Annotated in this window: 24 protein-coding genes and 1 tRNA gene; 5 read left to right on the plus strand and 20 right to left on the minus strand. The window is 34.7% G+C overall.

Annotated elements, in window-relative coordinates; genetic code table 11:
• Positions 1–20: 20 nt before the first annotated feature.
• Positions 21–1,127 (minus strand): PQQ-dependent sugar dehydrogenase, encoded by a 1,107-nt coding sequence (locus ACFSQP_RS01535; RefSeq protein WP_376891287.1) that lies wholly within the window; start codon positions 1,125–1,127, stop codon positions 21–23.
• 114 nt (positions 1,128–1,241) lie between these two features.
• On the opposite strand from ACFSQP_RS01535, the gene ACFSQP_RS01540 reads away from it, so the two are divergent.
• The 3 genes from ACFSQP_RS01540 to ACFSQP_RS01550 all read left to right on the plus strand — a co-directional run bounded on the left by ACFSQP_RS01540 (position 1,242) and on the right by ACFSQP_RS01550 (position 3,379).
• Positions 1,242–1,316, plus strand: a tRNA-Pro gene (locus ACFSQP_RS01540).
• A gap of 254 nt (positions 1,317–1,570) precedes the next feature.
• Positions 1,571–2,836 carry a site-specific integrase gene (locus tag ACFSQP_RS01545; RefSeq protein WP_025743357.1) on the plus strand — a complete coding sequence of 422 codons (1,266 nt, stop codon included), beginning with the start codon at positions 1,571–1,573 and terminating at the stop codon, positions 2,834–2,836.
• A gap of 21 nt (positions 2,837–2,857) precedes the next feature.
• Positions 2,858–3,379, plus strand: coding sequence for an ORF6N domain-containing protein (locus ACFSQP_RS01550; RefSeq protein WP_025743358.1), 522 nt, complete (start codon positions 2,858–2,860; stop codon positions 3,377–3,379).
• Between the two features lie 53 nt (positions 3,380–3,432).
• Here ACFSQP_RS01550 and ACFSQP_RS01555 read toward each other — a convergent pair whose 3' ends face one another.
• The 8 genes from ACFSQP_RS01555 to ACFSQP_RS01590 all read right to left on the minus strand — a co-directional run bounded on the left by ACFSQP_RS01555 (position 3,433) and on the right by ACFSQP_RS01590 (position 11,193).
• Positions 3,433–4,299, minus strand: coding sequence for a cation diffusion facilitator family transporter (locus ACFSQP_RS01555; protein WP_025743359.1), 867 nt, complete (start codon positions 4,297–4,299; stop codon positions 3,433–3,435).
• 84 nt (positions 4,300–4,383) lie between these two features.
• Positions 4,384–5,184, minus strand: coding sequence for a DUF4138 domain-containing protein (locus ACFSQP_RS01560; RefSeq protein WP_027126729.1), 801 nt, complete (start codon positions 5,182–5,184; stop codon positions 4,384–4,386).
• Between the two features lie 13 nt (positions 5,185–5,197).
• Positions 5,198–6,172, minus strand: coding sequence for a conjugative transposon protein TraM (gene traM, locus ACFSQP_RS01565; protein WP_025743361.1), 975 nt, complete (start codon positions 6,170–6,172; stop codon positions 5,198–5,200).
• Positions 6,153–6,779 carry a conjugal transfer protein TraK gene (locus tag ACFSQP_RS01570; RefSeq protein ID WP_025743362.1) on the minus strand — a complete coding sequence of 209 codons (627 nt, stop codon included), beginning with the start codon at positions 6,777–6,779 and terminating at the stop codon, positions 6,153–6,155. The genes traM and ACFSQP_RS01570 overlap by 20 nt, the downstream gene beginning before the upstream one ends.
• Before the next feature lie 21 nt (positions 6,780–6,800).
• Positions 6,801–7,640: a hypothetical protein gene (locus ACFSQP_RS01575; RefSeq protein ID WP_034230060.1), complete on the minus strand. Its 840-nt coding sequence runs from the start codon at positions 7,638–7,640 to the stop codon at positions 6,801–6,803.
• A complete protein-coding gene (locus ACFSQP_RS01580; RefSeq protein ID WP_339917541.1) occupies positions 7,640–8,197 on the minus strand; it encodes a conjugal transfer protein in 558 nt (185 codons plus the stop codon). The genes ACFSQP_RS01575 and ACFSQP_RS01580 overlap by 1 nt, the downstream gene beginning before the upstream one ends.
• 35 nt (positions 8,198–8,232) lie before the next feature.
• Positions 8,233–10,635: a TraG family conjugative transposon ATPase gene (locus tag ACFSQP_RS01585; RefSeq protein ID WP_025743365.1), complete on the minus strand. Its 2,403-nt coding sequence runs from the start codon at positions 10,633–10,635 to the stop codon at positions 8,233–8,235.
• A gap of 270 nt (positions 10,636–10,905) precedes the next feature.
• The gene (locus tag ACFSQP_RS01590; protein WP_025743366.1) at positions 10,906–11,193 is read right to left on the minus strand and encodes a hypothetical protein; all 288 of its coding nucleotides are present in this window, start codon (positions 11,191–11,193) and stop codon (positions 10,906–10,908) included.
• A 166-nt stretch (positions 11,194–11,359) separates the two neighbouring features.
• Here ACFSQP_RS01590 and ACFSQP_RS01595 point away from each other — a divergent pair, with 166 nt between their 5' ends.
• Positions 11,360–12,025 carry an N-acetylmuramoyl-L-alanine amidase family protein gene (locus tag ACFSQP_RS01595; RefSeq protein ID WP_035479736.1) on the plus strand — a complete coding sequence of 222 codons (666 nt, stop codon included), beginning with the start codon at positions 11,360–11,362 and terminating at the stop codon, positions 12,023–12,025.
• A gap of 72 nt (positions 12,026–12,097) precedes the next feature.
• Here the strand turns inward: ACFSQP_RS01595 and ACFSQP_RS01600 are convergent, their stop codons facing one another.
• The 3 genes from ACFSQP_RS01600 to ACFSQP_RS01610 are packed head-to-tail and all read right to left on the minus strand — an operon-like array spanning position 12,098 to position 17,754.
• Positions 12,098–13,807: a hypothetical protein gene (locus ACFSQP_RS01600; RefSeq protein WP_027126734.1), complete on the minus strand. Its 1,710-nt coding sequence runs from the start codon at positions 13,805–13,807 to the stop codon at positions 12,098–12,100.
• A gap of 60 nt (positions 13,808–13,867) precedes the next feature.
• A complete protein-coding gene (locus tag ACFSQP_RS01605) occupies positions 13,868–15,643 on the minus strand; it encodes a UvrD-helicase domain-containing protein (protein ID WP_376891293.1) in 1,776 nt (591 codons plus the stop codon).
• Positions 15,640–17,754: an ATP-dependent nuclease gene (locus ACFSQP_RS01610; protein ID WP_027126736.1), complete on the minus strand. Its 2,115-nt coding sequence runs from the start codon at positions 17,752–17,754 to the stop codon at positions 15,640–15,642. The genes ACFSQP_RS01605 and ACFSQP_RS01610 overlap by 4 nt, the downstream gene beginning before the upstream one ends.
• Positions 17,755–17,989: 235 nt before the next feature.
• On the opposite strand from ACFSQP_RS01610, the gene ACFSQP_RS01615 reads away from it, so the two are divergent.
• The gene (locus tag ACFSQP_RS01615) at positions 17,990–18,415 is read left to right on the plus strand and encodes an exodeoxyribonuclease X C-terminal domain-containing protein (protein WP_027126737.1); all 426 of its coding nucleotides are present in this window, start codon (positions 17,990–17,992) and stop codon (positions 18,413–18,415) included.
• 2 nt (positions 18,416–18,417) lie between these two features.
• Here ACFSQP_RS01615 and ACFSQP_RS01620 read toward each other — a convergent pair whose 3' ends face one another.
• The 8 genes from ACFSQP_RS01620 to ACFSQP_RS01655 form a co-directional block, all read right to left on the minus strand.
• Complete coding sequence (locus ACFSQP_RS01620; RefSeq protein ID WP_110355858.1) at positions 18,418–19,080, minus strand: ATPase; 663 nt, start codon at positions 19,078–19,080, stop codon at positions 18,418–18,420.
• Entirely contained in the window at positions 19,077–19,670 is a 594-nt protein-coding gene (locus ACFSQP_RS01625) for a hypothetical protein (protein WP_245577802.1), read from the minus strand. The genes ACFSQP_RS01620 and ACFSQP_RS01625 overlap by 4 nt, the downstream gene beginning before the upstream one ends.
• 99 nt (positions 19,671–19,769) lie before the next feature.
• On the minus strand, positions 19,770–20,048 hold the full coding sequence (locus ACFSQP_RS01630; RefSeq protein WP_025743375.1) for a helix-turn-helix domain-containing protein: 279 nt from the start codon (positions 20,046–20,048) through the stop codon (positions 19,770–19,772).
• Positions 20,049–20,324: 276 nt separating this feature from the next.
• The gene (locus ACFSQP_RS01635; RefSeq protein WP_027126739.1) at positions 20,325–21,176 is read right to left on the minus strand and encodes an RteC domain-containing protein; all 852 of its coding nucleotides are present in this window, start codon (positions 21,174–21,176) and stop codon (positions 20,325–20,327) included.
• Positions 21,177–21,682: 506 nt separating this feature from the next.
• Entirely contained in the window at positions 21,683–23,641 is a 1,959-nt protein-coding gene (locus ACFSQP_RS01640) for a heavy metal translocating P-type ATPase (protein WP_027126740.1), read from the minus strand.
• A 33-nt stretch (positions 23,642–23,674) separates the two neighbouring features.
• The gene (locus ACFSQP_RS01645) at positions 23,675–24,217 is read right to left on the minus strand and encodes a hypothetical protein (protein ID WP_027126741.1); all 543 of its coding nucleotides are present in this window, start codon (positions 24,215–24,217) and stop codon (positions 23,675–23,677) included.
• A gap of 459 nt (positions 24,218–24,676) precedes the next feature.
• On the minus strand, positions 24,677–25,036 hold the full coding sequence (locus ACFSQP_RS01650) for a SpoIIAA family protein (protein WP_027126742.1): 360 nt from the start codon (positions 25,034–25,036) through the stop codon (positions 24,677–24,679).
• A gap of 23 nt (positions 25,037–25,059) precedes the next feature.
• Positions 25,060–25,236 carry a hypothetical protein gene (locus ACFSQP_RS01655; RefSeq protein WP_164674149.1) on the minus strand — a complete coding sequence of 59 codons (177 nt, stop codon included), beginning with the start codon at positions 25,234–25,236 and terminating at the stop codon, positions 25,060–25,062.
• Between the last annotated feature and the right edge of the window lie 8 nt (positions 25,237–25,244).

Below are 25,244 nucleotides of genomic sequence, written 5' to 3' on the forward strand. Positions count from 1 at the left end.
GTGTTGCTGAAAACAAATTTTTAGGATTTGGAAACTATTTTTACAATGCCCAAATTTTCCACACCCACATACAGGTAGCCATCTGGACCTTGCACAACCGAGCGTATGCGGCCCAATCCGTTTAATAATTGTTCTTCTTTTATAAGTTTTTCTCCATCTAAAAAGCAGTTGTTAAGGTACTGAAATTTTAAGGAACCAACTAGCACATTGCCCGTCCAATCTGGATATTTACTACTAGTTACAAAAGCCATACCACTGGGTGCAATAGATGGCGTCCAGTAATGAATTGGCGCGCGCATGCCTGGCGCCTGTGTTTGGTTTGTTATTGGCGTACCCGAATAATTTTTGCCAAAGGTTACTTTGGGCCAGCCATAGTTTTTGCCGGCTTTTATAATATTTATTTCATCGCCACCTTTTGGGCCGTGTTCGTGACTCCAAATTTCTCCTGTTTCAGGGTGGATGGCCATGCCTTGCGGATTGCGATGCCCGAATGAATAAATGGCCTTTTTAGCATTTAAGGTATTGTAAAATGGATTGTTTTTAGGGATGCTACCATCATCATGCAATCTGTAAATTTTACCACCGTCTGTTGTAAGGTCCTGCGGAAACAGGTCTCTGTTGCCCCTGTCGCCTATGGAAAAATACACGTAATTGTTGGTATCTATTACAATACGCGATCCAAAGTGCTGACCAGCATCTACATTAGGTGTTGCTTTATATAGAATTTCTAAATTAACTAAAGTTGAATTTTTTAATTGAGCGCGGGCTAGCGCGGTATTTACACCATTGGTATCCCCTTGGCTAGAGGCATATGTAAAATAAATCCAACCGTTGTTCTTGTAATTGGGGTGAAGTGCGATATCCATTAAACCGCCCTGTCCATATACGGCAATGTCTGGAAGTCCCGCAATGGTTGTTTTTTTTCCATTTTTGAAATGAATTAAACTACCTGATTTCTCCGTAATTAGCATGGCATTATCTGGTAAGAATACAAAACCCCATGGGTTTTTTAAACCTGATACAATTACTTGATGCGTATACGCCAAGTTGGTATTGTTTTTATTTTGAGCACAAGCCATTAATGAGCTTATTATTACCCCAAAAAGTACGTAAATAATTGATTTCATGAAGGCTATAAGTTTTCAATAAATTTAAGAAATAATATGAGATGTTTTAAAGAAAAACTATATATTTGCAGCGTTGTTGCAGTTTGTTAATTACAACAGCATAGATAACCTTTTCGGGGTGTAGCGTAGCCCGGTTATCGCGCCGCGTTTGGGACGCGGAGGTCGCAGGTTCGAATCCTGCCACCCCGACAAATTATAGTATCAATCTATAACAAAAACCTGTTAATCGTATGATTTTCAGGTTTTTCTGTTTTTAAGAATATCATAAGAATTGATATGTTTTGATTAAAAATGTCAACAAATCGGATAACAAATTAAAATTTCAAAAAGTGTTGACCAGATTTATGACCAACGGTCTGCTAATCAATAAATAAATGTATCTTTATAAGTGATTTGACTTTCGTCTGATAACAACGAATTATTGTTAACTAAAAGACGAAATAATGAAAACATCTACCACCTTCAGTATTTTGTTCTGGGCGGACTTCTCCAGGGCAAAAAATGACCAAGCATCTATTTACGCAAGAATTACGGTAAATGGCAAGCGAGCTACCATCAGTCTAAAACGAAAAGTTTTAGTGTCTGATTGGGATGTCCATAAAAACAGAGCTCGGGGAACAAATCAGAAATCAAGAATTCTAAACAGTTATTTAGATGAAACTTACAATCATCTGTTTAAATGTTATCGCGATTTAATGAATGAGCATAAATTGATTACCGCACAGGTCGTTAAGGCTCGATATTTCGGTAATGACGAAAATAATCGTTCCATTACAGATATTATCAATTACCATAATGAAGATATGGTAAACAAATTAAAGTGGGGAACACAAAAAAATTATTACACTACACAGAGTTATATCTCCAAATTTTTATCGAAATCCTATAAGACCACAGACCTTTATTTACGGGAACTTGATTATCACTTTATCATAAAGTTTGAGAAATATCTCCGGGACTACATACCAGAAGACCATCAAAAGCCAATGGGCAACAATACCGTAATGAAGCATATCGAGCGTTTTAGAAAGATGATAAATTTATCGTTTAAATTGGGTTGGATTCAACGCGACCCATTTATCAATTTCAAATCTAAATTCATTAAAAACGAAAGAGGCTTTTTAAGTCTCGAAGAGCTTCAAGAGATAGAAAATAAACAATTTAGCATTCCAAGATTGGAATTGGTAAAGGATTTGTTTGTTTTTAGTTGCTATACCAGTTTAAGTTATATCGATGTCATCCATTTAACTGCGGATAATATCTGTATTGGCATCGATGGCGAACTTTGGATTTATTACAAACGGGAAAAGACGACAAAGCCCATACGAATACCTTTGTTGCCAAAGGCGATGCAAATTGTTGAAAAATACAAGAGCAACCGTAAATCAATATCACAAGGAAGTATATTTCCTAAAATCTCAAATCAAAAACTAAATTCTTATTTAAAGGAAATTGCTGATGTTTGTGGTATTAAAAAGAACCTTACTTTCCACATTGCCCGACATACATTTGCTACAACGGTTACATTAAGTAATGGTATGCCCATTGAGACGGTTTCAAAATTGTTGGGTCACTCCCGAATATCTACAACCCAAATTTATGCTAAAGTCATTGAACGTAAAGTAAGTGATGATATGCAAAAATTAAGGGCTCAATTCAATGAGATAGAAAATGAATCTATCTCTAAAGTGGTTTCTCAAAATTCATAATTCCAGTTAATTAAAAATACAATGGAACTATCTATAATAAAAAATAAAATCCATAATATTCAAGGAAACAAAGTTATTCTTGATTTTGACCTTGCTGAACTCTATGAAGTAGAAACTAGAGTACTAAAACAAGCGGTTAGACGTAATCTTAAACGTTTCCCCGATGATTTTATGTTTCAGCTTTCAAAAGATGAGTGGAAAGAGGTTATCACAAATTGTGACAACCTTCCAGAGAACATTAAATTTAGTCCTGCCACTCCGTTTGCCTTTACCGAACAGGGCGTGGCAATGCTTTCTAGCGTACTTAACAGCGACAAGGCCATTGACGTAAATATATCTATTATGCGTGCATTTGTAGCGTTACGGCAGCATCTTACAGATTATAGCAACCTTAAAGAACATATAGCCCAACTTGAAAAAGAAATGAATATCAAATTTAAGGACATTCATCAGGCTTTGAATTATTTACTGCAAAAGGACAAGGTACAGATTGAACAGCATAACAGGGAACGAATTGGTTTTAAAACGGATAGGAAAGATTAGTAACTTTTCTTTGCTTATCAGAATAGACAATTTTTATGAATATATTGCTTTTATTAATTCGGTTCAATATGAATTAGTATGTGTCCTAAATTCGGTATTTCTTTTTGTAAATGGTCTTTTAACTTATGAGCAATGTCGTGACCAGATTTTACCGAAATTTCATTATTCACAATTGCGTGTAAATCCACGTGGAATTTCATTCCGGATTTTCTAATAAAACATTTCTCTGTTCCTAAAACACCTTGAACTTCTGTTGATTTTTCTCTAATTTCAATTATCAGTTCGTCATAAAGTTGTTCGTCCATAACTTCTCCTAAAGCTGGACGTAATATTAAATAACTATTATATAAAATGAATCCAGAAGCGAATAAGGCAGCCCAATCATCTGCTGTTTCATAACCTTTTCCATATATGATTGCTATCGAAATACCGATAAAGGCCATTACCGAAGTTATGGCATCACTTCTATGATGCCAAGCATCTGCTTTTAATGATGAACTATTTGTTTGTTTACTTTTTTTAATTACAATTTGAAATGAGATTTCTTTCCAAGCTATTATTAGACCTAGCACAATCAAAGTCCAAGATTTCGGGATTTTATGAGGTGTTTGAATGTTTTGAATACTTTCATAGGCGATTATTGTGGCAGAAACAACAAGGAATGTAACAACTCCAAAGGTAATTAATGGCTCAATTTTGCCGTGTCCATAGGGATGATTTTCGTCCGCTGGTCGTTTTGCATATTTAAAACCTAATAAAACTAAAAATGAAGCAAAAATATCCGTTGTCGATTCAATCGCATCTGCAATTAAAGCATAAGAATTTCCAAAAAATCCCGCAAGTCCTTTAATTAAGGCTAAAGCAGTATTCCCAATTATGCTGAAATAAGTTGTTCGTATTGCGGTTTGTTCGTTATTCATTCTAATTTTAGTTGTCAATAAATTTGTTATATTTATAACAAAGATACTTTTTTAATCACAAAAAAAAGAGGTGATAAACACCTCTTAAATTTTGGTTTCCAAAATCATTTTTCTGCTCCCTTTTAGCTCCTTCAGCTCCAGCATTAACTTTTCGTTGTCGCCTAAAACAAACTTTGGAACTACATACACAAAGCATTGACTTTCTCCATCAGTAATGGAATATGGCATTTTGTGTTTGTAAATAACTTCTTGTTGTAATCTTTGGTAAGAGGCTTTACGCTTTTTGTTTCCGTTGGTTCTATAAACTTTAATGTAGTCAATTTCAAAATCGATTCCAGACCTGTTCTTGACCTCTATAACCAAATACACTTCAGAAGCATCATACGCTATTTTTTGTAATTGGACTTTAATTCCTTTTTTGCGTTTGGTTTCAATACGCTCAAAGTTGGATTTTAATAAATACTCGCTGAATTTTTGAAAATGTGTTATTCTATTTGCATATTCGTTCAACGGTTTAACTTCTGGCTTCTGCTTAATCTTTTCCGGAAGTTCACTGCCAATGCTTTCATTTTCATTGATAAAATAATTCAGTTCTGGAAGTTTTTCAGAATATTTCAAAATATAAGAATAAACGCGACCATCACTTGTAACGGTCAATAGGTTGCTTTCTGTTCCAGGCTTCGCCTGTAACAAACCGAAATACTGCTCTTTCTCACGATTATAGGTGAATACAAAATTGGAAGCTCCTGTAATTCCTTGTCGAATAGGGTTTGGAAAAAACAGGGCAACGTTTTTCTGGTCGTTGGCGTAAATAGTGTCAAGGGGTTGCTGTGCTGAAATTGACATTGAACAAATCAATAACAGTAATGTGATATATGTTTTCATAAGAGTGAGTTTATTAATTGCCCATTATGGGCTTTCCTTGATATTTTGTTTTAGGAAGTCTTAAAATGAGTTTGTAATTATCGGTTATCGTAACCTTTACGTTTTTATGGTTACGTTGGAATATTTTCTTGAAACCGCTTACTTGCGGAACACCAGTAATATTAATGTCGTCCACCATATCGCCAACAATTTCATTGGTAACTTCTGCTCTAAAACTGTTTTCAACATAAATGCCTTCGCTACCATCCTGAAAATCATAGGCTTTCAATTTTACTGGTTGATGATTGATATTCTCAATGTCTATGATGGTGCGATTGGGTTTAAAATTGACAAATCCATAAATAGGCGTATTCTTGGAATAGCGTTGTCCATAAATGGTAGCATCTTTTATCAACCGCATTTGTAAGCGATAATTGGTTTTAACTGTTTGTGTGCCATCTACTCGTACATAAATGAAATCATCGGTATTTTTTGAATTCAAATCCTCATTTTCAATAGGATGCGAAGCAAAAAAGAGTTGATGCTCCAAAGCACGTTCTTTGGCTTCCACGTTCGTTTCTTGCTCTTCAATAGCATCCGTTGTGTCTTTTTCCTTCTTAACAGGTGGTTTTGGTGGATAGTATCTTGGATTAATATTTTCAAACGTTCTATCTGAATATCGAATCTGCCCTTGTTGGTAAATGCTATCTACCATCTGCATTTTTTTCTTGTCCAATAAATCAGGGTCATATACGCCTGTGGAATCCAACAGCCGTTCATCATAAATGCTGGGTGCGTTGGTTTCCCTAACTTCCTTTAAGTCGTTTAGGGCATCCAATTTGGAATCGTATTCCTTTTGGTCGTCTTCCAGTTCCGGTACAGGAATCTGGTTGTTCTCAATGGTCGGTTCTTCGTCCTCGCCCAATATAAGCATTGCATAGCCACCTATAAAAAGCAGGATGCATACCAACACGATGGCAAAGACTATTTTATTTTTTTCTACTTTCATAATTTTCTAATTTTCGTAATGTGCTTTCAAAAAAGTTGGTAATTAGCAGTCCGTGGGTATTGTTTGGAAAGTTTCTATCTACGTGAATCAAATTTCCAATAGTGGTCAACTCATAAGTATCTGTGATAGTACCTCTATTGATTTCAAAAATGGTTTTCGTTTCAAACTTGTAGGGTTCGTTTTGAATATCAACTTTGGATTCGATATTCAATACTTTTTGAACCAACGAGTATTGCAACAAACGGTTATAAACTCCATCGGCTTTTTTCTGTCGGTACAGAGCATCTACAGAACTATTACCCAACCAAAGGGCTTTCTCCAAGTTCTTTTCGTAATTGCTGGCATCAATGTTATAGAAATAAGTGTGAAACAACTCCAATTGTGCCAAGACTTCTACTTTTAAATTTTCTTGTTGAGATACCAGTTTCAAGGGAATAACACTTCCGTCCGAATTGACTACAAAAGCATTATTAACTGTTTCTTTATGCAGCTTTATGACCATCAAAACGGAAATGACGCACGTGAGCACAGCTCCAATAACGACGGTCAATACTATAAAGCGATTGAGCTTTAAGATGTTGTAAATATTCTTATATGGTGTTTTCATCTGTAAATTATTATTGCTTTATCAGCCTGTAAAGAGTTTAAAAGTGAACGAGGTCGCTCGTTTATATAATTTGAATTTCAGCAATACAATAAATCCGATAGACCCTAACTGTAAAAGCGGTGCGAAAAAATTACTCCCCCAATCCGTACCAAATAAGTCGCTCCAGAAATTTGTATTGATTTCGGTATAAAGATTATTCACGAAAACATTGACCAGAAAGAAGGCAGGAACTAACATATATACGCCAGCGTAAAGCTTAAAAAAGTTGTATGCCAACGACCTGAACTTTTCAAAAACCGCCAAGCTGATGACCAAAGGGAAAAAGGCTTGCATTATGCCCAGCAAAAAGAATCGTTCTGCAAGGAATAAGGGGTAAATAAACAAATCCAATAGCCAGAGAAATATTCCGGCAATAAAGGATAGTATTTTTAAGCCGTATAAAGGTGTTACTAATGCTTCATAAAGCATTGCCATTGCTTTTTTGGTGGCATCCCAAGCACTTACATCCTGTTCGATGTCAATATCTTGCATCTGTAAAGGAAGAAGTGCGGGTGCCGTGTCCCGATATTGGTTTTCAATGGCCACCAAAATGGTGTCGAAAACACTTAATACCTGTGTGGAAAAAATGACTAAAATCACTATTGCAAAGTTTTTGGCCAGTTCCGCAGGGGTCAATCCCCACGTATAACCCTCATTATTGGCTACACCTTCATTGTACTTTTTTAGGATGTTGATGAGAAAAAACAAGAGGGCGAGTGTCTTCATTCCTACAATAGTGTATTGTGAGAAATCACTATTTTTTATCGTTTGAAAAATAGTGTCCACAAACTCTAACCCTATGCCTAAAAAAATACCTGACATTAGTAATCGGTTTCTCGGTTATTGATTTTGTACTGCATTTCTCGAAATTGAATAATCTCTCGATAGCGTCTGGTTTTTGCCTCAATTTCCGCTACCATTTCCTTGGATTCCAGCTCTTTTTCTTTAAGGACTTCGGCACGTTCGGCATCGGTCATTTTCAGATTGTCGCTGGACAATATTTGGTCGATATATTCCATACCAGCCATAGAGTTCTGAAGGATGGCATCAAAGGAATCTGAAATGCGTGTAACTTCATTTGGTTTAATAAAAGGGGAATTGAGGATTTCCCTCAAATCATCCTGTACAACATCAAACAATCGTTGGTTGTTTCTTGCCAGTTCCCTGACTGCTTGAAGTTGTTTGATGACATTGTTTACCTTATCGATATTCTCTTTTTGGGTTTTAAGGAATTTTACCGTCTTCATTAAATTGGCGGTTTGTTTACCTGATTCCAATAATGATTTTACAAAAGAGATAAAGTTTGTGTTGTCATACACAGGCATCCCCTGGGCCGAAGCCTTACTTCCAATTAGCACTACAAATAGTGCGGATAACATTAGATTTCTGATAGTGTGTCTCATAATTTTTATTTTTAAGAATTAATAAATATTTTAATGGCTTTCTCCATATTTTGGTGTTCTTCAAAATGTTTCATAATGTCTTCGTTTTCTTTGCCATCCGTGAGGTAAGCAGCAAAGACTTCGGGCGGTACTTCCAATCGGAAAATGTTGCTTTCCTTTCCGATTTTGATGAACATTTCGGTATATTTTCGTGTTCCTGTAAGGTTGTTACGAATGGATTTTAACTGGTTTAAATCGTGACTGGTAAGGTTGAGCCTGTTTTTTAATTCGGCATAGCCTTTTTCATTACGAAGGCTGTAAATTACTTGGGTGTTTTCAAGAATACTCGCCGATGTGGAATTGTTGGGCAATTGGTTAATGGATTGCAGTATAATCCCAATCGCTCCATTTTGTTTTCTAATGGCTTGATAATAGAATTCTACACTTTCGAGTACATTTCCAAATTTGAGCTGTTTGGCAAACTCGTCGAATAGGATGATTCCCCTCTCGGCTTTATTTCTCCAAATGGTTCTTTGAATGGCAGATTTAATCAGCTTCAACATTACGGAAAGGATTTCCTTATTGTCCTTTACTTCATCAAGTTCAAAAACAATCAGTCTTTTATCCTCAATTTTATAGGTCTGGTCTTCACTTACATTGAACAGGAAGCTGTACAAGCCATCATCCACATATTCAGAGAGAATGTGCAGAAAATCGTAGATGTTGAAATGTTGCTCTTGAATATGTAGTTCTTCTAAAAAGGTGTCTTTTTTTGTATCAACGAACTGGTATAAATTTTCCAAAGAATGTGTACCACCCACATTTTGTAGATAGTAGTACCGAAGTACTTTTTTGACCGCCACTTCTTCAGCTTTAGTCGTTGCTTTGCCCGAAGCCAAGAGCTCTAAAAGGAAGATTGCCAAATCTTCCAATCGCTCTGGTGTCAAATCATTGACATCAGAGATATAGAATGGATTGATACCCAAATTTTTTCCCTGTTCATAGCGAAGGATGATATGGTCGTCTGGATAGAGCTTGGCAAATTTTGAATATGAACCACCTAAATCAATAATGACCAATCGAACATTTTGTTCAAAATATTGGCGTAGAATATTGTTTGCCAAAAAAGATTTTCCCTCTCCAGTAGGTGCGAAAATGGCAAAGTTCCTTGCCTTGATGCGTTTCTTCTTTTCATCCCAGACATCTTTAAGTACAGGAATGTTATGTTGTCTGTCATTAAAGATGACACCTGTGGCATCTGACTGATAGTTGGTATTGTTAATGTACAGGCAAAGAGCGTGTTTTAAATCGGTTACGTATAAATCCTCATTAGAAAAATTGGAAGTAAAACAGCAATATGAGTTTAAGAAATATTGCTTGCGTTCTTCGCCTTTTGGATAATAAGGCACTATATCCAATTCTTTGAATTCGGTTTTTATTTTGGAAGCAATTCTTTCTAATTGTGCTTCATCTTTATCCCAGAATATAATATTTAGATGACCCCTAATAATTCTTGAACTATCGTCCTCATTGATTTTGGTAACAATGTCTTCAATCTTCTTTAAGATGACTTTGTTCTGTGTTCCAAAATTGGAACTCTTTTTGAGTTCTTCAATTTTCTTGTCCAACAGCTTTCGCCATTTGTGCTTATCATCCAAATAAATGATTTGGTTGACAATATGATTTTCATTGAGATTCAACCCTAATCCGTCAATAAATCCTTGGTGGAATACAAAGTCGTCCGAAGTAAATTTATCATTGGTCTTGCTACTCTGAACCACATCGCCATAACACAATTCGCTATTGATGGCCAGCACATCAAAATGATGGTCGCCAATTTCAATATTCGCTTTTTTCAATAGAATGTCGGTATCAAATCCTTCGTTGAATCCATTAAAATAAGCATTGGTCAATGACAAGACTTTATCGATACCCAAAGGTATCAATGACACTTTCCGGCTGTTATTTACAAAGGAAACGGCATCGTTAACAGAAGCAATAAATTCCTGAACGTTATGGTCCATTTGCTTATGAATACCCTTTTCGACCTTGCGGAATGGGTTGGTAAACTTCGGTGCGTTCAAAGCTTTGTTGTGCGGAAGTATAAAGAATAGGTAAGAAGAATGTTTAATGAATTCCCGACCTTTAAAATAATCGTGTGTGGCACGTTGCAAAAAGCTTTTGTTCGGAAGTTCTTCCGCCAAATATTCAGCTTTCTGATAGATGTCCTGTTTGTGGATAACCGTGGCAATAGGCAATGATTTAAACGCTTGAAACCACGAACCGTGAATATCCTCAAAATCTTTTTCCGCGAGGGAATAGATTTCAGGATTGTCCACTTGATAGCCCAATACCACATTGCCGTTATTAGCGAACACGATATGGTCTTGAATATCCAAAATAGGATGATATGCCGATAGGTTAATTTTCTTCATAGTACAGACGACTTCCTTTTTTGTTACTAATTGTTTGTGGGAATACCTTTTTGATGTGCATCAATGCAGGGTTTTTGGTAATGTGAGTCAATACGATATACAGTGCACCGTTCAATAGAAATACTGAAATGATAACAGTAAAGCTGAACGAAAAGATGATGAACAGCAATGAACCGATAACAACGGTCATCATTAAAGCGAACAATGATATGGGCAGACCCATAATCACGGCTCGCTTGCGTATGTTTTTATAGACCTCGAATCGTTTCATTACACTACGATGCTAATGAGGTACGTAAAGATGCCCACGACTGCTCCCGCAATCAATACAAAGACCAGTACGCGGGTAATCCCTTTTTTTAAATCGGCATTTTCGCCAAAGAAATGTCCAGCATTAAATAGGAATCCAATTAAAAAGATAACGCCCAAAATAATGGGGAAAATGGTTCGGATAGTATCAGAAACATCGTTTACGGAATCTTCGATACCTCCAATTTGTGCAAAAGTTGTACTTGAAATAAGTAATGATAAGATGGTTACATAATGTGATTTTTTCATAATCAAAGTGATTTAGATTTTACGTCAATTTTGATATTTGAAAAATAGTGTATATTGCAATACAAAGAACTGATAATCAGTAAATTGTGAATAAAATAAGTTTTGATGTCAATTGTTTTTATTTGATGCGAATTGGTATCAAATTTTATGAAAATTGAAAAGTGCGATGTTGATAACTCTAAAATTTTGGAAGTGGGTAACGCCCAAAAACGTCAGTTTTGTGATTTTGATGCTACAATTCTGTGTGATTTTCGGTCAACAAAAAGTCATTATCATCGACCCTGGACACGGTGGAAAAGATACTGGTGCAATCGGTACAAATAGTATTCAAGAAAAGGATGTATCGTTAAGTATTGCCAAAGAGATTATAAGGCTAAATGAAACCCTCTTAAATAACGAGTTTGATATGTATTCGACCAGATATATGGACACTTTAATTTCTTTATCCGATAGAAGTCGATTAGCTGAAAGCTTAAAGGCTGATGTGTTTGTATCGTTACATTGCAATGCCTCTAACACATCGGCAAAAGGAATGGACATTTACGTGCATAATACCAACGATGAAGAAGTACTTATAAAGAAATCTATCGGAATGGGATTGTCCATTTTGGAAGAAAGCACTCTGAAATTGGACTTTAAAAAACGAGCAGTTCGATTCGCAAATTTTCAAGTGCTACGTGAAAATATCGAAATTCGCCCTGCTATACTCATCGAAATGGGCTTTATTTCGAGCACCGATGAAGCAGATTATTTTTTAAAGCCCAAAAATATAAGAGCAATGGCATTGGCCATTTTAATGGGATTGTATAACTATTTAAATGTTGGGTTATGAAGGAAATATTTATGGAAATTGTAAAAAGCATTAGAAAGATTATTATAACTATCTTCAAAGAGATAATTAAAACTAAAAATCCTCAATCCTAAATTTTAGTTTTTTGTCAAAATATAACTTGTCAAAATAATTTTGTAGGGTTGGGTCAGTAAAAACAACATATTCACTTTCACATATTTCTTTGAAGTTCTTTGGGTCTTTTAGGAACATAGCACATACATCCAATTCATCATTGGTTATTAATCTTCCGTGTAGTAATTCTCTATGCTCCAAAAAGTTAAAAATCTTTCTGGATGGATTACTGAAACTATTGTAAAGCACTTTCAAAAAAGTTTCTAAATCATCGACATATATTGACCAAGGGTAAGGGTCTTCATTATTTTTCCTTTTAAGCATTAATCCTAAATCGGTTTGTATGGAAGCAAATCTTTCTGAAGTAACTACAATGCAAAAAATCTCGTGAATTTCATTCGTGATAATTACCTCCGATTTATTTTTCAAGCTAACAATAACCTTTTCATTGTTTAACAATTCCTGTTCAACCTGATAGCATTGGTCATAACCTTTTTGAATACAGTCGTTAAAGTCAGATTTAATTCTTTGGTATGCTTGTTCCGTAACCCTTCGTGGTTCTCTATATCTTGAAGCCTTACATTCAATGATATAGGCGTTATTATCCACAAGGATTAATATATCTTTTTCTTCTGGCTCGTTGTTTATGTAATAGTTGGTGAAAATTTTAATCCTTTTTGATTTTTTGAAGAATTTTTTAAATATATCCAAAGTATGGCTTTCCAAAACAACTTTTCCTCTACGGAAATTTACTTGTTCTTTTTCCTTTTTTGTTTGAGTAAGCGTGGTATAAAGTAAATCATATAGAGCTGAAGGCAATTGTTTTTGATATACGTTTAAATACTGATTATCACTAATTCTTATAATCGGTTTATTTTCTAAAGGATTTTGTTGGGAATAAAATAAATTACTATGATTATCTTTAATATCAATTGAAAATAAGCCACAGAAAATATCAATATGTTTTTCTTCAAAAGAGAGGTGAAAATCTTGTTTGGCAAAAAGTAAACATTGGTGGGGTTTCTCAAAAAAATTCAAAAAACTTTCTTGGGTCTCATTCGAAAGTTCTAACAGCTTATCTGTAAACTCATTCTCTGCTAATAATCCATTTGCAGATTGTCGAGCCAGTTTGTCAAAGCCTTTGTCTAAAATAAATGACTTTGAATTTATTGACTTTGCACGATAAATTAATTCAGAATGATTGCATAAATTAATTAAGGTTTTTAAATCGATTTCTAATCTTTCCTGTATTTTATCTTGATAAGGTTTAAACATCCTAATAACCTTATTTACCTCTTGTTCTCTATAATTTAATATTCCGTTTTGAAAGTAATTTTTGAATGCTAATTCGTGAACAAGTAATTTTTGTCTTTTATCAGAAATCTCATCAAATTCATTTCCCTCATAATTTTCTGATAAATAGAAACTAACTATCTCTAAAAGAATGTCAGCAACTTGCTGAAGTACTAAATCATTTTTTTCTGAATAATGAAGTTCTTCCTTGCCTGCCAATGGTGTAGAGAGTCTTAACATTATCAGATATAAAGAATCTTTTAATTTTGACTTGAATTTTTTTGAAAATCCAATATTGCTTCTTTCTGGATGGTGTCTAATAAAATCAGCAAAAAAACATACAAAGCTCTCTTTTGTATAACGAGAGATTATTTTTTGAATTTCTAATGATTTTTTCTCTAAATCTATTTTCTTCATTTTATCCTAAAAACACTATCCTTAATTTTTCAAATCGTTACAAATGGATTACAACATTTTTTATATTTCATCAAATTCAAAATTAAGATTTTGCAATTCTGGGGTAATCTCTAACGGGTTTCCTTTTTTGGTTTGTCTGCCAGTTTCTGATATCAAGTGTAAATTGGTTTTGGCTCTTGAACAGATAACATAAAGTAGTTTTTTTGAAGCGGCAACAGGGTCTCCAGTAAAAATGTCATTCCAATGTGGGATATACCCATTTAGCAAACCATAAGCAATAACGGTTTCAAATTCTTCTCCTTTAACACCAACGCAAGTATTGATGACGACGCCTGACATTTCTCTATAAAAACTCATAAATGATGCTATGTCACTTGGAACTTGAAACGTTGGGTCTTCAAGACGGCTCTTTATTACATCGAAAAAGGTCTTCCTATTTATAAGAAGTTGTGCGTAAATAGTTTGGTCAATCCCAACAGCCTCTAAAAACTGGTCAAAACAATCATTAAGATAATCGATACCTTCAGTTTCATTGGATGTTATCGAGTTAATCAATTTCAATACATTTCGCTCTGTTTGATATTGTTCGCTGAATTCAGTATTGGTATGTTCTTTAAAGTTTTCAATTACTTCAGAACACCATTTGTATCGCAATGAATATATTTTTGGTTGTGGCTGCGTTAAGAACAACCTCGATAACTTATACCAAATGTTATTTCGATTTTTTGACATTGGTGCTAAACCTGAAGCATCAAAATTTACATCTGGTAGTTTAGCTCTCAACTGTTTTGTGATAGTAGTTATTAACCACCATTGCGGAACCAATACGCATATTTCATCTTCTGGAATTCCATTATCTAAACTATGCTCTATAAGTCGTCCAATTTCATCTACTAAATATCCTTTGTCAATGGTGTTATTGTACGTTATTATACTATCAACGTCTTTATTAGTACCAATAGCTTCAATTTTAATTGGGTTTGTCTGGAATATAGAGTAAAAGTCGATAATTCTTTGTGTGGACCTATAATTTCCAGAAAGCGTAAGTTGCTCAATAGGTAAAGTGTTTAACTCTTCCTGTATTTCTTCCAAACTTTTGGCAATGCCACCCAAAGATGCATAAATTGCTTGGTCTGTATCTCCTACTAAAAATAGATTTGAGCTACCTTCCCCAGTTGTTACAATCGACGAAATAATTGCGTAAAGCAAATCTTGCGTGTCTTGATATTCATCAACACATATAAGGCTAAAAATGTTCGATAACGTTTTTTTTATTTTAGGATGCTTGGTTAAGAGTTTGTATGAATAGTATAGTAGAAGCTCAAAATCAATTAACTTCTCTGTTTGTAGCCTTTCGTGATAATCCTTAAGGACTCTTTTTTGAATTGTTTTTGGTTCGGCAAATGTGCCGTCCCTATTGAATCTGAAATTAATCGGGTCAATAGGTTTTAACTTATGCATTTCTTTAAGTTCACTTATGATATCCGAGGCATAAGTTTCATCGGCAATTAAATAGCCGTTTTCAAGTTCAGGTAAATAACAGGAATAGGGTTTTATAATCCATTCGAGACAAAATGAATGCAAAGTGCCAGACCAAACCCGATTACTATTAATTCCCATTGCGTTTAATCTGCGATATATTTCTTCGGAAGCCCTTACGGTAAAAGTTAGAGCGACAATCCTTTGTTTACTGTTTACATCAATATTTTTTAGAGCATAAGCGAGTTTATGAATAATCACTCGTGTTTTTCCACTTCCTGGGCAAGCTGTAAGAAGTACATTTCCATCTTTAACAACGGCATCTTTTTGTTGGTCGCTTAAAGTATCTAAAATCATATAAACGATAAAAATTTAGTAAATTGGTCATTAGGAAAGTTGGCTATATAGTCATCAATAACCTGTTGGTCTTCTTTATCCTTAAAACTAATTTTTGTTGCTACATCGTAATAACTATCATTTTTACTACGACTAATTTTTCGTAACCTGTATTTAGCGGTTTTAGCTTTAGAGGCATTATTTAAATGCGAAGATGCAAAAGCAACGGCTTTCAAAATATATTCAGGAATATAAGTATTGTAAACTAAATTATCTGCAACAACCAACGCCAGCCAACCTTTGCCTTTTTTATCAGCCAATCGTAAAACTTCTACACCTGCAATCGAAACTGATTTTTCTTCTAACTTTTTCTTTGAAGAATCAATAGCTGCTTGTTGTTTGAAAATTTCAGGAAGTGATTGTACGTATTCGTGGCTATTCCCATTCAAAAGGAAATCAACTTCAAAGGTGTATTTAGAGTAAAAAGGAATCAAGAAGTCGTTTTTGTCACAAAATTTATCCAATTCCTTTTTTCTTTCAGCTCCACTAATTTGCGATGCCCTACAATGTTTTTCATAAGCAGAATCATCAACTTCATTTGCAGGTAAATTGACAATACTGGCATCCAAGTCAGTTAGTATGGCACAGTTTTTCTGAATTCTATCCTTATGGAAAAGCCTTGCAACATTTTTAAAACCTGTACTTCCAATGTTTACGAGACTTATCCCAATTTCATCGAGCGAAATTCCAAAGACTTTTTTAAACATTTGAGGAATGAGAATCTGTTCTGCATCGCCTTCAACCAAAACAACGCCTTTCGCGAAAAGCAAGTTGCTTCTTATGGCGTCCAAGTACCTTTCGGCTCTTGTTATATAATCATCATCAAGATTGTTAGATGGTTGATATACCAAAGTCTGCATATTTCCTCGGCTTAAAATATTTACTGAACTTATTCGGCTTACAGATGAAATGTGAGTAGAATGCGTTGAAATAATAACCTGTGTTTTATTGGTTTGCACATTATCAAAAAGGGTTTTTTGAATATGCGTATGAATATGTGCTTCTGGTTCTTCTATTAAAAGAAAATTTGCAATTCTATCCGTTCTGATTTTTTCATACTCCAATAGCTTTAGTGATAGGTAAATCATATTTGCACCTCCCAAACTCAACTCCCATATTTTACCCATATAACCTTCTTCATCTGGGTCGCCAACCCATAGTTTGAGTGATTGCAGTAGTTTTTCCATATCATTTGGAAGTTCTGATTTGACATCTATATTAGGGCCGTAAGTAGTACCCACAGCTTCCTTAATACTTTTGTCAATTCCATCTTTCACATCCTTTACTTCTTTGAGAGAACTAATTTGGTCGTTAAGTTTGTTAACGCTATCAATGATGTCCGTTTGTTTTGAAACTTCAATAGTTTTTTCCTTTCCTCGTAATAAATTAATCAATGGATTAGTAGAATAGGAACGTAAGTCGCTTTCGACATCTCGAAGTGCTTTAATGAACGTACAAGAAACCTCGTTGTGCACACTTATTTCCCTCGGCAGAAACGTTCCAAAAATCAATTCTTCTTTATCATCTGGGTTTGGGAATTCAACAGCATCAAAATCGCCAACATACTTTTTATAGGTAGTGTCATCACTAAAATCTCCAGAGCCTCTGCATAAGTAAGACGTTTCATAATCATCAATCGTAAGTTTATCAAAAAAAAGCTGAAGCCCTGCTACACTTTTACCTGCGGTTTGTGAATAATCATATAATTCTTTTCTAAACTGATATTTTGGTCTAAAGTACACCGAGTAACTTCCAGTCTTTTTGCTGCCTTCCATATCTCCCGAAGATTGTACTGCCAGTACCTGTGCTTCTTCACTCGCATCCAGTTCGTCAAAAGTAACCGATAAAATTATCCAATGTCCAGCCCATTTACCCAGACCTCGGTTAAAGTCAGACTCATTAAATCTTATATATCTTGGAAGTTTATCATCAATTAAAACTCGTAAAGCAAAAAAGAGATTGGTTTTACCTGAACCGTTTTCTCCTAAAATAGTATTTATACCTTTTTTAAAAATGAATTTTGATTTATAGAAATTTCTAAAATTCCTAATGGATAGTGAACTTATATGCATAATAATTATTTTGAAACAATAAAAAAGCCAATGATTTCCCATTAGCTTTTTAAACATTAATATTTTAAGCGTAATCGCCTATAAATATACTGAAATGTCTTTTTAAATTCTTACGGTTTCCTACAAATTGTTAAAATTTTATTAAGAATATATCTTTACTTCTGGAAGTCAAAATTTTGGTTTTTTTTCGTAAATTAAGCCTAATTAGAGTGTTATAAACTCTAGTGCAAATAAAATGAGAGCAATTGCAATTTTCTTTTTGAACGTACTTCAAAATACTTTGGGGATGACTTTTGGATGGTTGTTTAAACCAAAAACCAAACGAAATTCATTTAAGGCCTTATCTGATGTTGAAATGGTAAAATATCTTGAAAAAAGAAGGCAATACAAAGGCTATAAAAAACAATGGCTGTATTACAGGTGTAGAGAAGAAGGTTTATTAGAAACCTATTACAAATTGTTCGATACTGAAGTTGAGGGACAAGATTCTGGAACGAAATTTAGTTTCGGTAAATATAGAGGGGAATATGTTGAAGCTATTTGGGAATCTGATAAAGAGTATATCAATTGGCTTTCCCAACAAGAATGGTTGGCTCAATATTTGGATGAAAGCGATATGATACACGAACTACTTCTTTTAGAGGAAGAAAACCAAAATTAGATTTAATCCCTTTTATCACGACTGCTTTTATCAAAGGCAATTAAATTGAACAGTTGTCGCATCCTTGAACGTACCCTATTCCCATAACGTTCCTCCAGTTCTTTAGCATTGAGGTTTGTAGTTGCGTGTGTTTTAGTTTTATGACTTAAAAATAAATCATAACGTGAAAGTAAGATTTCGCCCATTACATTACAATCTTTTCCAAAATGCCTTCCGGTGGGTTCTACACCCAAATCATCAAAACAATAAAACTTTTTGTCGCCGTAATTTTCAATGATGGTGTACCCAATATTATTAAAGGCAAAGGCAATGTTTCGTGTGGGTATAACCTCATACGATTTCTGATGTGGCACAATATGGCGTAACAGTTTCATTAAACTGGTTTTTCCACAACCAACAGGACCAGAAAGCAAAATCCCTTTATCGCGGTCGATGTCTAATTTTTTGCAATTAGCTTCATCCCTGATAAAATAATTACAGAGCTTGAATATAATATCACGGTCTTCTTCAAAAATTTTGAATTTCTTGCCAAAAAGTAGTTTTCCTTTGGCATTGAGATAAATTAGCATTTTATCAAAATCATAAAGCATTTGATTGTCTTTCAGTTCTCCCAAGGTGTATTGAACGCTACCCTCGGTAATGATATGTGGTTTGTGGGGATTCATAATGGTTCATTATAATTTTTGTTGGAACTTGTCTTTAGGTTGTCCGTATTTTGGCTAACTGCAACCATTGTTTTTTCTTCTTTTAGCTCTTCGGCCTTTATCATCCAGTTTCGAGCTGTGGCGTGCCAATCGACAATTTTTGTTTTTCCACCTACTTTCCAACCGATGCCTTGGTAGTGGTTGTAAAATTTTTTGGCTTCCAATTCTGGCCAATTTTCCTTTTCAAAAAAATCAATGACTTCATTTTCATTTTTTGGTTGGTCAAGTTTAGTATCATTTGCTTTGTTTTTTCCTGTTTGTATATGTTTGTTTATAGATACCACCGCTTGTCCATTGCTTGTTCCGATATTGGTAGGGTTTGGGTACAGAGCTTGTCCATCACTTGTCCCAAAATTGAACATCTTGATTCTGCTGCCTTTAAATGGATTATGTGAGGGTTCGTATAATAGGTATTTCCAATGATGTAGTTCTTTGATGCAGCGATGGTAGGTAGTTTTTGAACCAATCTTGGAAAACCGCATCGCTTCTTCTCGATTGATATAGAATTCTGTCGGAAAGTGATAGTTGTTCCATAATTGAAACAATGCCACGTACAAACTTATGTGCGTGGGATTTAAACGGCTATCCTTTGAGAATTGTAAGAATACAGCGTTTAGGTGCTTAATGTAATTGACCTGCTCCAAAACGATTTAGAATTTGTTATGAACTTTATTATTTTCCATTACGCTAATTATTTCTTCGTAATCGTAATAGAGTACACCCCCTACTTTGGTGTAGGGCAATGTGCCATTAATTCTTAAATTCTGTAACGTGCCAGAAGAGATTCCCAAAAGCTTTTTTACTTCAGGGGATTTTAGCCACCTTTTGGTAATATGACCAGATTGGCTATTGAGTAGTTCCTTGATATCATCGAGCAGTTCCATTTTGAATTCTCGAAGGTCGTCTGTGGTAATAATACTTGTGGGCATAATAGAACGGATTAAAAGAAAGGGACTACCGTTTTGCTTTCATCTAAAATGATAGCCCCTGACCTGATTTGACTTTCGTTCTACAAAATTGGGGTAGTTTGCTGGATTTTATTCACAAGTTAGGCCTACTTGGGTGTTTTTCTTCTCTCATTTTCAATGTAATACAATAGAGGGTTTTGGTACTTCTTCAGAAAAAATACCCTATCTAAAAACCACCAAATAAAATGAGATTTTCCATAAAACAAGAAACACCCAAGTTGAAGCATCTTGGGTGTTTTATTTTACGTTATCAGTATCATCCATCCGTTTGGTCAACTGCTTTTTCAGAATATCCAAAAATTTGGTTCTGCCATTTTTACGCATCCGTATTTCCAAAAAAGCTCTGTAATAATCGCCCAAGTCCACTTTAAATGTTTTTTCAACAAAATAGGCAATATCTTTAATGTCAACAGTACCATTATTAATGACATCTGTACTGTGCAAAGCGTATATCAGTTCAATTAAATATATTTTGTGGGCTGTCCAGGTAATTTTGGTTTTACTTTGTAACAATCTTAAACTTGCATAATTTCCATTATTCTCCAATTTATCAATTTCCCGTTTTAAGTGTACAATCAAAAGGTCGTAGGCTAAAATTGAGGCCACGGTACTATCGTGGCTTGTTGCAAATTCTTCATCAACAAAAAAGTGAAATGAGTCTGGGAACAACCGAATATCTGCCTTGCCTCTTAAAAAATATTGCTCATCAAATACAGTAGCTTCCCTGCGGTAATAATGGTAAAAATCAAGATTGTCGTTAAAGTAGGTTTGAAGTTTCTCAATATAATTGTTCAAATACTTTACTTGCGATTTATTGCTTCCCCTGGGTCTTTTACTTTCAATGTTAAATAATTTTACGTAATAAATAAGTTTGCTATAAATTTTTGGTTTAGTACATTTAAAGAAATGAATTTCCTCTAATTTGGTTTCAAATTCATAATCAACTACGATACTTCTAACTGATTTAAGGGTCTGTTTTGCAAGTTTAATCCCTTTTTCAGCTTTGAGTAAAATATCTTGTTCTTCTATTTCAAGAATATCTAATTTATTGTCTAATTTTTTTAATATATCGTCGTAATTTGTCGTCATTCATTCTGGGTATCATTATTTTCACTTAATCTTCTGCAATAGCGTTGCATTTAAAATTGTAATTAATTAAATAGATATAAAGTACTTTAGGAATTGCAAGAACAGTACAAAGAAGATTAACACAATAACAACGATTAGAATACTAATCCAAATTATTTTATCTTTTTTGGTAATACTATTTTTTACAGAGGGTACTTTATTGCTTTTTTTATTTCGTCTATTCCGTCTATTTTCCGACATAGAATATCATTTTTACTATATATCAATCATTTCCACTTCAATTTTTGTAGCCACACAAACCACTTGGAATATTTTATTATCTTAATTCATTAATGCTTATGAATATTTCCTTTTAGCACAAAAAAATAAAGCAGAAATGCGGCTATTACCATAAGGATTATCATAAGAATACCTTTGACCTTATCTCTTTTTGTGATGTCGGTATTCGATGATTTCCGATTTTTTTTGTTTCTTCTATTTCTTCTTTTTTGAGACATTCTTTTATACTATTTCCAATTCATCTTCTGTAATCGAACCGCATTCAGAATGGCTAACAAGGCCACGCCTACATCGGCAAAAACTGCTTCCCACATCGTTGCCAGACCACCTGCGCCCAAAACCAAAACCACTGCTTTTACACCAAAGGCCAACCCAATATTCTGCCAAACGATGCGTCTTGTAGAACGTCCTATTTTTATGGCTCTAGCTATTTTACTTGGTTGGTCTGTTTGGATGATTACATCTGCGGTCTCTATCGCCACATCGCTGCCCAAACCACCCATTGCAATGCCAACATCGCTCGCTGCCAAAACCGGTGCATCGTTGATGCCATCGCCTATAAAGGCTACTTTAGTATTAAATTGTTTTTTCAAATGCTCAACTTCGTTGAGCTTATCTTCTGGTAACAAACCGCCTTTTGCAGTATCAATACCCATTTCTTTTGCCACTTGTTGGGTTATGGAATCCTTATCGCCGGAAAGCATTATGATTTTGGAAATTCCAGATTCTCTAATTTGTTTGATGGCTTCGTGGGCATCTTCTTTCAATTCGTCTGCAATGATGACATAGCCAGCGAATTTACCATCAATGGAAACCATTACGATGGATTCTACAATGTTGTCGGTTTCAGATGGAACTTCGATATTATTTGAAGTCATCAATGGTTTATTCCCAACTAAAACAGTTTTGCCATTGACCATTCCCCTTAATCCTTTTCCTGCGACTTCGGTTACTTCTTTTGCCTGAAAATCTTCGCCATCGGCTTTATATTCCATTATGGCCTTGGCAATGGGATGGGTGGATTGTTCTTCCATTGCCATTAGGTATTTCATAAATTCGGGTTCATCCCAATCAATGGTTTTTATTTCCTTGATTTTGAAAACACCTTTGGTCACGGTTCCGGTTTTGTCCATTACCACTGTGGTTATCCTTGTCATTTCATCTAAAAAAGATGCTCCCTTAAAGAGAATTCCATTTTTTGAAGCTGCTCCCAATCCACCAAAATAACCCAACGGAATAGAGATAACCAAGGCACACGGACAGGAAATTACCAAGAATATCAATGCTCTATATAACCAATCGTTAAACACATAATCATCCACAAAAAAGTAGGGCAAAAATGTTAATCCAATCGCCAAGAATACCACAATAGGTGTATAGATTCTTGCAAATTTTCTAATGAACAATTCGGTTTTTGATTTACGAGCCGTGGCATTCTGGACCATATCAAGGATTCGGGCAATGGAACTGTCTTTAAATTCCTTGGTGGTTTCGATTTCAATAACGCCATCAAGGTTGATGCTTCCTGCAAATACTTTTTCTCCTTTTGCAATGGTGTCAGGTTTGCTTTCGCCCGTTAATGCTGCGGTATTGAACGAGCCTTTTTCGGACAATAAAATACCATCCAAAGGAATTTTTTCGCCCACACGGACTTGCACTTTTTCGCCAATAGCAACGATTTCGGGATTTACAGAAACATAATTGTTGTTCCTATAGACCAAGGCTTCATTAGGTCTTACATCTAGTAATGCCTTGATGCTTCTCTTGGCTCTTTTAACGGCGGCACTTTGGAACAATTCGCCTACCGCATAAAACAACATTACTGCCACACCTTCGGGATATTCGCCAATGGCGAATGCACCTATGGTTGCGATGGACATCAATAAAAACTCGGTAAAGAAATCGCCATTTTTGATGCTGTTCCAACCTTCCTTTATCACAGGAAAACCTACTGGAAGATATGCGACTGCATACCAGACAATACGTATCCAATCTTTAAAAAAAGCTACGTCAAAATAATCCATCGCAATACCAATAATCAGCATTACAAAGCTGAAAATTGCTGGTACATAAATTTTAAATTTCCCTATACTTTCCGGACTGCTATGGTTGTGGCCATCATTGCGCTTGTGATTATCGGATGAAGTTTTATTTAAATCTCTTAAATTCAGTTTCTTTTTTTTCATTTATATCAATTATAATTTTATTTAAATTCACAGTCATTCCAATCTCAACACCAATTGGGCAAACTGCACCTCTATGGTATCATCGATACCCTCTATTAAGGAATCCAAACCAGTATTTGAAACCAATAATTGTCCGGTTGCACTTATCAGGCAGGACATACTTACTCCTTGTTCTATATGGGTAATGGTTGCTTTAAATTGTGATTTAAAGGATTTCCCTTGATAAGTAACATCTATCAGCCAATTAAAGTTGATAGGGTCGTGCCGTTTTGATAAAAAATCCTGTGATGGAATAGTGCCAGTAAACCGAAGTATTAAAGGGTCTTCCCGCTGTTCTAAAAGGGCATTGATTTTAGGACTATATGTTGATAAAGTCTTAAGGTCGAGTACACCATTGACCACTTTGGAATCATAATCAAGATATAGTGCCAATTTATGGCTTTCTGCCTTGATGGGTTTATCATCAACCAAAGTCATCATCATAATATGACCTTCTTCAGTTGTATAAACTTTTTGGGCATTTACCTTATAATAACTAACCAACAAGATTATTAAAAAACAATGTTTAATATTCATAATGCGCATCTTTACTTGTATAATTTAAAAAAGCAGCTTCTACTTTTGCTTTTAATACTATTAATCATTTTGCTTTAAAAAGCATCATAAAAGCTGCCTGCTATTAATTAAGTTTTCACTTAACTTATTTAAATAAAAAATTTCGCTCATTCCTATAACGATTTACCGCTACTTGTTATCTATATCCTTTTCTCGTTTACCGAAATAATAAATTAGCACAACACTTGCACCTAATAAGCCAAACAGAGTGTTCTCAAAAATTTGATTCCCATTGATATTTAAAATTTCAATGAAATTATTTATTAAATATTGCCATCAATTGATTTTGTAATTCTGGCTGCTAAACGTGAAAATTGTTATCCCAAAAGGTTGAAGGATAAAAACACCTATGGCAAACCCAATTAAAATGGTAATAAGAATGCTTTTTTTATTCATCGTCTGTCTTTTACGGAAGTAAGCTTACTGGCTCTCAATCCAATTTTTGGCATCTTCCTTTTGGTCTATATTGAAATACTTAATATCGGCATTGGTAAAAGGCTTCATAAATTGTGTTATCCAATTCTGCCATTTTTTATCTCCTACCATTGCTATTTTTTCATAGTCCGTGGCGTGGGCTGTGTCCATTTTTAGGTCTTCCCATAAACCAGGTAAATCCCAACCTGTAAAGTTGACCATCTCAAAATACCACCGGACTTTCATTCCTTTGTCCAGTATGGCGTGGATAAGTGGATGGATTTTTTCTATATCTTCTTTTCTCAATTTGCCCGAAGCTTTTGTTGCAACAATATTTTTTTCTTTTAATTCGATTATCTGTAACATTTTATATAGTTTTTAATTAATAATTATCCTTCTAAATCGTAAAACCATTCTTCCGCCCTTATGATGCCTTCTGATAAAGCTTCTTTTGCTGAAATATCTTTTTTTTCAATTAGTTCTTTTGCTATGGACAGGGCTTTTTCTCGTACAATAGGATTTAAGGTATCTAGGTCAGTTTTAAAATCTTCAAACATCCAGTCCATAGCTTCAT

The organism is Bizionia sediminis (assembly GCF_042684585.1).
GTDB lineage: Bacteria > Bacteroidota > Bacteroidia > Flavobacteriales > Flavobacteriaceae > Algorimicrobium > Algorimicrobium sediminis.

Excerpts from the sequence above, each read along its gene's own strand:
- ACFSQP_RS01605 (WP_376891293.1), bottom strand. The coding sequence starts at position 15,643 with ATGATTTTAGATACTTTAAGCGACCAACAAAAAGATGCCGTTGTTAAA.
- ACFSQP_RS01535 (WP_376891287.1), bottom strand. The coding sequence starts at position 1,127 with ATGAAATCAATTATTTACGTACTTTTTGGGGTAATAATAAGCTCATTA.
- ACFSQP_RS01545 (WP_025743357.1), top strand. The coding sequence starts at position 1,571 with ATGAAAACATCTACCACCTTCAGTATTTTGTTCTGGGCGGACTTCTCC.
- ACFSQP_RS01580 (WP_339917541.1), bottom strand. The coding sequence starts at position 8,197 with ATGTTATCCGCACTATTTGTAGTGCTAATTGGAAGTAAGGCTTCGGCC.
- ACFSQP_RS01550 (WP_025743358.1), top strand. The coding sequence starts at position 2,858 with ATGGAACTATCTATAATAAAAAATAAAATCCATAATATTCAAGGAAAC.
- ACFSQP_RS01630 (WP_025743375.1), bottom strand. The coding sequence starts at position 20,048 with ATGCCCACAAGTATTATTACCACAGACGACCTTCGAGAATTCAAAATG.
- ACFSQP_RS01585 (WP_025743365.1), bottom strand. The coding sequence starts at position 10,635 with ATGAAGAAAATTAACCTATCGGCATATCATCCTATTTTGGATATTCAA.
- ACFSQP_RS01590 (WP_025743366.1), bottom strand. The coding sequence starts at position 11,193 with ATGAAAAAATCACATTATGTAACCATCTTATCATTACTTATTTCAAGT.
- ACFSQP_RS01635 (WP_027126739.1), bottom strand. The coding sequence starts at position 21,176 with ATGACGACAAATTACGACGATATATTAAAAAAATTAGACAATAAATTA.
- traM (WP_025743361.1), bottom strand. The coding sequence starts at position 6,172 with ATGAAAGTAGAAAAAAATAAAATAGTCTTTGCCATCGTGTTGGTATGC.
- ACFSQP_RS01555 (WP_025743359.1), bottom strand. The coding sequence starts at position 4,299 with ATGAATAACGAACAAACCGCAATACGAACAACTTATTTCAGCATAATT.
- ACFSQP_RS01650 (WP_027126742.1), bottom strand. The coding sequence starts at position 25,036 with ATGTTACAGATAATCGAATTAAAAGAAAAAAATATTGTTGCAACAAAA.
- ACFSQP_RS01615 (WP_027126737.1), top strand. The coding sequence starts at position 17,990 with ATGAGAGCAATTGCAATTTTCTTTTTGAACGTACTTCAAAATACTTTG.
- ACFSQP_RS01600 (WP_027126734.1), bottom strand. The coding sequence starts at position 13,807 with ATGAAGAAAATAGATTTAGAGAAAAAATCATTAGAAATTCAAAAAATA.
- ACFSQP_RS01640 (WP_027126740.1), bottom strand. The coding sequence starts at position 23,641 with ATGAAAAAAAAGAAACTGAATTTAAGAGATTTAAATAAAACTTCATCC.
- ACFSQP_RS01570 (WP_025743362.1), bottom strand. The coding sequence starts at position 6,779 with ATGAAAACACCATATAAGAATATTTACAACATCTTAAAGCTCAATCGC.
- ACFSQP_RS01575 (WP_034230060.1), bottom strand. The coding sequence starts at position 7,640 with ATGTCAGGTATTTTTTTAGGCATAGGGTTAGAGTTTGTGGACACTATT.
- ACFSQP_RS01645 (WP_027126741.1), bottom strand. The coding sequence starts at position 24,217 with ATGAATATTAAACATTGTTTTTTAATAATCTTGTTGGTTAGTTATTAT.
- ACFSQP_RS01595 (WP_035479736.1), top strand. The coding sequence starts at position 11,360 with ATGTTGATAACTCTAAAATTTTGGAAGTGGGTAACGCCCAAAAACGTC.
- ACFSQP_RS01655 (WP_164674149.1), bottom strand. The coding sequence starts at position 25,236 with ATGGACTGGATGTTTGAAGATTTTAAAACTGACCTAGATACCTTAAAT.
- ACFSQP_RS01610 (WP_027126736.1), bottom strand. The coding sequence starts at position 17,754 with ATGCATATAAGTTCACTATCCATTAGGAATTTTAGAAATTTCTATAAA.
- ACFSQP_RS01560 (WP_027126729.1), bottom strand. The coding sequence starts at position 5,184 with ATGAAAACATATATCACATTACTGTTATTGATTTGTTCAATGTCAATT.
- ACFSQP_RS01620 (WP_110355858.1), bottom strand. The coding sequence starts at position 19,080 with ATGAATCCCCACAAACCACATATCATTACCGAGGGTAGCGTTCAATAC.